The sequence below is a fragment of the Aliivibrio sp. SR45-2 genome (assembly GCF_963890165.1).
In the GTDB taxonomy this organism is placed as follows: Bacteria; Pseudomonadota; Gammaproteobacteria; order Enterobacterales; family Vibrionaceae; genus Aliivibrio; species Aliivibrio salmonicida.
On the sequence record NZ_CAWPRC010000157.1, the window covers coordinates 34,329 to 40,328 of the forward strand.

Below are 6,000 nucleotides of genomic sequence, written 5' to 3' on the forward strand. Positions count from 1 at the left end.
AACCTTTGTTTGAATTTTGGATGTACTTACTTTTAACCAAACACTTACATTTTAGTCGTTTTGATAGAAATGAGGTGATTAAATTAAATCAGTAAGATTAAAACAAGGAGTTACAGATGAGTTCGTCTGCATCGCAACAACAAAACCAACAACAGCCAAAAAGGCCGTTGTTCACTCGTTTTCTTGATTCTGTTGAGTATTTAGGAAACCTTTTACCACACCCAATCACTCTTTTTGCAATCTTTTGTGTGGCAATTCTCGTTCTTTCTGGCATCGCTGGTTATTTTGAAGTCTCAGTTATCGATCCTCGTCCTGAAGGGGCAAAAGGGCGTGCAGCTGACGGCATGATCCATGTCATCAGTTTATTTAATGCAGAAGGCTTACAACTTATTGTGACTAACTTAGTGAAAAACTTTGTTGGTTTCGCTCCGTTAGGTACCGTTCTTGTCGCAATGCTTGGTGTTGCAATCGCTGAGCATTCAGGCATGTTATCTGCTGCTATGCGTGGCATGGTCATGGGTGCCTCTAAGCGAATGGTTACCGTAACCGTCGTATTTGCCGGTATTATCTCAAATACAGCCTCTGAGCTTGGTTATGTAGTACTTATCCCACTTGCGGCGATGCTGTTCCATTCACTCGGCCGTCATCCGTTGGCTGGTCTTGCTGCTGCATTCGCTGGTGTTTCTGGTGGTTACTCTGCAAACCTTCTTATCGGTACCGTTGACCCACTGCTTTCTGGTATTACAGAAACTGCAGCGCAAATGATTGATCCAACGTACACCGTAGGTCCTGAAGCAAACTGGTACTTTATGTTTGTATCTACTTTCTTCATTGCAATCACGGGTGCGTTTGTAACTGAGAAAATTGTTGAACCGAAATTAGGTAAATACAATGATGAAGAAGCAGCAGAAGATCTATCAAATGATAAGATGGGTAAACTGACCGCCGTTGAAAAGAAAGGGCTTAAGTTTGCTGGTGTGGCTGTTCTGATTGTCAGTGCGTTACTTGCATGGACGATAGTTCCTGAAGATGGCGTATTACGTTCAGCAACAGGTACGGTTTCAGGGTCTCCATTCCTTAAAAGTATTGTGGCATTCATCTTTGTATTCTTTGCTGTTCCCGGTTTTGTTTACGGTAAAATCGTAGGCACAATGAAGAACGACAGGGATGTGATCAATGCAATGGCGACATCAATGTCTTCAATGGGCATGTATATTGTTCTTGTGTTCTTTGCTGCACAGTTTGTTGCTTTCTTTAAGTGGACTAACTTTGGTCAAGTCATTGCGGTTGGTGGTGCTAGTTTCTTACAAGACGTTGGCCTAACTGGACCTATGTTGTTCTTCGCGTTCATCTTAATGTGTGGTTTCATTAACTTGATGATTGGTTCGGCTTCTGCTCAGTGGGCTGTAACTGCACCTATCTTCGTACCAATGTTAATGCTAGTGGGTTACGCACCTGAAACAATTCAAGCGGCGTATCGTATCGGCGATTCAACAACGAATATCATTACACCAATGATGAGTTACTTTGGTTTAATCCTTGCGGTAGCAACGCGTTACATGAAGAATCTAGGTATTGGTACATTGATTGCGACCATGCTTCCATACTCAATCTGCTTTATGTTTGGTTGGAGTATTCTGTTCTACCTATGGGTATTCGTCTTTGGTTTACCAGTAGGTCCTGGCGCTGCAACGTTCTACACACCATAATAGGCAATAGAATAAAAGCTAGGTTCTAATAAATAGCGAAAAAACTAAAAAGGCGATCTTCGGATCGCCTTTTTTGATCGTTGCTTATTTATAAAGAGAAAGGATAATAGGATGATAATAAGTCCTTATAGTGTGAGCCTTATGCGTCTTGATAAATTTGTTTGTAAAAGTACGACGTTAACAAAAAACGAAGGGCTTGAATGCATTGCTGAGGGAAGAGTAAAAGTGAATGCTGAGGTTGTTACCGTTGAATCGACTCAAGTGCATGAGAACAACCATGTGACACTCAATGGTGATTTATTGACTGCTCGTCCTTTTCGCTACTTACTCATGAATAAACCTGCTAATACGATTTGTTCAAACATCGATGAAGTCTATCCCTCCTTATTCAACTATATTAAAGAAGGTAATAATTCGGAATTGCACATTGCTGGACGTTTAGATTCAGATACCACTGGCCTTGTGCTTATTACCGATGACGGTCGATGGTCATACAATATTATTACGCCATCAAAGAAATGCGAGAAAGTATATCGAGTTGGTTTACGTCATATAATTACCAGTGAGGCAATAACCAAGATCGAGTTAGGTGTGCAACTGCAAGGGGAATTAGAGTTAACAAGGCCTGCTAAATTGAAGATTATTACAGAGAGAGAAGTATTACTGACCATTACTGAAGGTAAGTTCCATCAGGTAAAACGTATGTTTTCTGCTGTTGGAAATAAAGTAATTTTATTGCATAGAGAGCAGATTGGAGAGATCAGTTTGGATGTAAATGAAGGTGAATGGCGTTATTTAACTGATTATGAAGTTAACTCATTTGAGCATTAAGTAAGGTGCCAGTGAAGGCACCTCATCAATAAACGTTATTTTTTTCTAAATGGTTGAGTCAACATTTTGTCTAACCGTTGCTCTTTTTCGCTTCTAAATAAAGCGATCCCTATTTTCATGTCTTCGTGCCCATCTCTTGGTCTTACTAAATACGTTTTTCCAATACGATCCCAAATAGATAAAAAGAACCCATAGTTGTTATTCATCTCGGTGACATGGATTGAGTGGTGAACTCTGTGTACATCAGGAGTAATAAGTAAGGTTCTGATGTAACGGTCTAACCATCGTGGAATATAGAGATTACTGTGATTAAACATCGCACTTACATTCAAAATTATTTCAAAGACAATGACGGCTTCAACTGGAATCCCTAAGATCCCGATGGCCGCAATTTTTATCAACATGGATAAAATAATTTCTACCGGATGAAATCGAGTTCCTGTCGTTAAATCAATGTCTTGGTCAGAATGGTGCATTCGATGTAAGCGCCATAATGAAGGAACACGATGAAAAGCACGGTGCTGCCAATAGATCATCCAATCTAACAATAAAATAGAAAGGAGAAAGGTCAAAAAATAAGGGGTTCCAAGGTAATTAAAGATTCCAAAATTTTCTTGTTGTGCGATATAAGCGGCATCAATGGCTAATAGCGGTAGGGCTAGGCGTAGAACAATACTATTAAATACGATTAAACCAAGGTTATTTACCCAGCGTAATGATTTTTTTTGAGTCAACTTTTTACGTGGCCATTTATACTCAACCAAAGCAAAAAGGATGAAAGCAGCGACAAAGCAGCCAAGGCGGATAGTGTCACTTTGTTCAATCCAACTATTTTCCATGAGGAATTCTCTTATAGAACTTGTTATTACCGACACTGTAAGTAAAATGCGCTTTTTTTTCCATATAAATAGCTTGGTTATTGTAAATGCGTATTCACTCAGTTCATCAATTACACAAAGAAAGACTAGCTCGCTCCACAAAACCCTTTAATGCGCGTGGTGGAAATGTGGATCGTTGTGAATTTTGCCAAGTACGTAAAGATTATTGTATTTGTGAATATCAGCCGCAAGCAACATCAAAGGCGGCCTTTTTATTAATCATGTTTGATACCGAAGTGCTGAAACCAAGTAATACGGGGAAATTGATTGCTGATGTTATTCCTGATACTCACGCTTATCTTTGGTCCCGCACTGAACCAAACCCTGAATTATTAGCACTATTGAAAGACGAATCTTATCAACCTTTTGTTATTTTTCCTGAAGAGTTAATCGAAAATAAGAGCTTAGTGAGAAATGATATTGTGGTTGAAGAGGGGAAAACTCCGTTATTTATTCTTCTTGATGGTAGTTGGCGTGAAGCTGGGCGTATGTATCGTAAAAGTGCGTATTTACATCATTTGCCTGTCTTGTCGTTTAACCGTGAGCACCTTTCTAATTACATAATGCGTAAAGCAACGAAAGATCATCAATTAGCGACAGCTGAAGTGGCCAGTTTGGTATTGGATTTATTGGGTGAAAAAGAGAATGCAAAGCACCTCGAGTGTTGGTTTGATTTATTTCGAGAGCATTATCTTTACAGTAAGCGTCCAGTGAAAGGTGCAGAAAGAGGAATGGGCTTAAAACGTTTGATGAAATTTCGTACAGAACTGAAAGTTAATAACTGAATCTAATGATAATTTGAGGTTCATCTCACACTAAATTAGGCTTAATTCTGCGTAGGTCACAGTCTGTATTTATAAAAATTAGGTAAGATAACACCATAAAAAATTAAAATAAATTTAGGACAAGGATACCTTATGTACTACGGTTTTGATGTGGGTGGAACAAAGATTGAATTTGGTGCGTTTAATGAAAAATTAGAACGTATCGCGACAGAACGAATTCCAACTCAAACTGAAGATTACTCACTTTTAGTTAATGATATCGCCAGCTTAATCGCAAAATATGATGCGGAATTTGGTGTTGAAGGTAAGGTAGGTTTAGGCATCCCAGGAATGGAAGATGCCGAAACGGGCGCTTTACTTACCAGTAATGTCCCTGCGGCAAAAGGTCAATTTTTACGAAAAGATCTGGAAGCAAAAATTGGTCGCTCAGTTAAAATTGATAATGATGCGAACTGTTTTTCGTTATCAGAAGCATGGGATGAAGAATTAAAAGATTCACCCTCAGTGCTTGGGTTAATTCTCGGGACTGGTTTTGGTGGTGGTTTAGTCTTTGATGGCAAAGTATTCTCAGGGTATAGCCACGTTGCGGGAGAGTTAGGCCATTCTCGTTTACCGATTGATGCATGGTTTCATTTAGGTGAGAAAGCACCGTTACTTGAATGTGGTTGTGGTAACAAAGGTTGTATTGATAATTACCTTTCTGGTCGTGGTTTTGAGTTACTTTATGCTCATTATTATGGCCAAGAAAAGAAAGCGATAGATATTATCAAAGCAAATGAAGCGGGTGATGCCGATGCGGTTGAACACGTTGATCGCTTTATGGAATTATTGGCGATTTGTTTTGCTAATCTATTTACTTGCTTTGACCCACATGTCGTTGCGCTAGGTGGCGGCTTATCAAACTTTGCACTGATTTATGATGAATTACCAAAGCGTTTACCAAAGCACTTGTTGTCGGTTGCGCGTGTACCTCGCATTATTAAAGCGAAACATGGCGATTCAGGTGGTGTTCGTGGCGCCGCGTTCTTGAATATCAAATAACGTAATGGTTAGATGATGAGATAGATAGTTACAGGTAATAAGAAAATGCACATAAAAAAAGAGCCTCATGTTAGTGATAACAGAGGCTCTTTTTTGTGTTTAGCTTAGCTATTTAAAATAGTGATTAAGCACAGCATTTTTTGTATTTTTTACCGCTACCACAAGGACATGCTTCATTGCGGTTAGGTGTTTTTTCAAAGCGAGTTGTTTTTGGCTTGTTTAGTACGCCTTCAAGCTCAAGAATATTCTCTTCTTTTTCAGCATTCACTTCGATGTTTGCGAATAAATCGTGCTCAGTAATCTGCGCTTCAATTTCAACTTTACGCTCTTCTGTTTGAACAACTAAAGTCAGTGGTGCTTCTTCAGTACCTAACTTAACGTCACGCTTAGTGTTAAAACCAGATTTAACGTGGTTTTGACGAGTCTCGATACGACCTTTGAAGAACATTTTAGACATCTTGGAGCCTTATAATTTTTGAACACAGTATTTTAGCCACTTTATACCATCAACAAGAAGATGGATAAAGTGATAACGAAATATAAAAATGAGTTTGGAAAGGTAACTGGAGGTTTATGCCTTTGAATTCTGTTTTTATTGGCTATTTTATGATGAGTAAATCAACCGTTACTTTTCGATAATATATCAGCGTGAAATAAGTGAACAATGGAAGTGTTTTCAGAAAAAACATGATTGCGCTAGGCTCAGATGAATGGGCGTTTAGGAGGTAATTTTGATGACGGTAGTTATCGGGTCTA

Annotated in this window: 6 protein-coding genes; 4 read left to right on the forward strand and 2 right to left on the reverse strand. The window is 38.9% G+C overall.

Annotated features, from left to right (window positions below):
- The first annotated feature begins 116 nt into the window (after positions 1–116).
- Together AACV33_RS11700 and AACV33_RS11705 are read left to right on the forward strand one after the other, a co-directional pair.
- Positions 117–1,709, forward strand: coding sequence for an AbgT family transporter (locus tag AACV33_RS11700; protein ID WP_017022744.1), 1,593 nt, complete (start codon positions 117–119; stop codon positions 1,707–1,709).
- A 111-nt stretch (positions 1,710–1,820) separates the two neighbouring features.
- Positions 1,821–2,540, forward strand: a complete 720-nt coding sequence (locus AACV33_RS11705) for a pseudouridine synthase (protein WP_244886247.1) — start codon at positions 1,821–1,823, stop codon at positions 2,538–2,540.
- 35 nt (positions 2,541–2,575) lie between these two features.
- Here the strand turns inward: AACV33_RS11705 and AACV33_RS11710 are convergent, their stop codons facing one another.
- On the reverse strand, positions 2,576–3,379 hold the full coding sequence (locus tag AACV33_RS11710; protein ID WP_065610282.1) for a sterol desaturase family protein: 804 nt from the start codon (positions 3,377–3,379) through the stop codon (positions 2,576–2,578).
- Between the two features lie 86 nt (positions 3,380–3,465).
- On the opposite strand from AACV33_RS11710, the gene AACV33_RS11715 reads away from it, so the two are divergent.
- Together AACV33_RS11715 and nagK are read left to right on the forward strand one after the other, a co-directional pair.
- Complete coding sequence (locus AACV33_RS11715; RefSeq protein ID WP_026469706.1) at positions 3,466–4,203, forward strand: tRNA-uridine aminocarboxypropyltransferase; 738 nt, start codon at positions 3,466–3,468, stop codon at positions 4,201–4,203.
- Between the two features lie 132 nt (positions 4,204–4,335).
- On the forward strand, positions 4,336–5,244 hold the full coding sequence (gene nagK, locus AACV33_RS11720) for an N-acetylglucosamine kinase (protein ID WP_065610284.1): 909 nt from the start codon (positions 4,336–4,338) through the stop codon (positions 5,242–5,244).
- Between the two features lie 124 nt (positions 5,245–5,368).
- Here the strand turns inward: nagK and AACV33_RS11725 are convergent, their stop codons facing one another.
- Complete coding sequence (locus tag AACV33_RS11725) at positions 5,369–5,701, reverse strand: PBPRA1643 family SWIM/SEC-C metal-binding motif protein (protein WP_017022739.1); 333 nt, start codon at positions 5,699–5,701, stop codon at positions 5,369–5,371.
- Positions 5,702–6,000: the final 299 nt, after the last annotated feature.

Bases quoted from the DNA above. Each gene is read 5' to 3' on its own strand.
- AACV33_RS11700 (WP_017022744.1), top strand. From the start codon at position 117: ATGAGTTCGTCTGCATCGCAACAACAAAACCAACAACAGCCAAAAAGG.
- AACV33_RS11705 (WP_244886247.1), top strand. From the start codon at position 1,821: ATGATAATAAGTCCTTATAGTGTGAGCCTTATGCGTCTTGATAAATTT.
- AACV33_RS11710 (WP_065610282.1), bottom strand. From the start codon at position 3,379: ATGGAAAATAGTTGGATTGAACAAAGTGACACTATCCGCCTTGGCTGC.
- AACV33_RS11715 (WP_026469706.1), top strand. From the start codon at position 3,466: ATGCGTATTCACTCAGTTCATCAATTACACAAAGAAAGACTAGCTCGC.
- nagK (WP_065610284.1), top strand. From the start codon at position 4,336: ATGTACTACGGTTTTGATGTGGGTGGAACAAAGATTGAATTTGGTGCG.
- AACV33_RS11725 (WP_017022739.1), bottom strand. From the start codon at position 5,701: ATGTCTAAAATGTTCTTCAAAGGTCGTATCGAGACTCGTCAAAACCAC.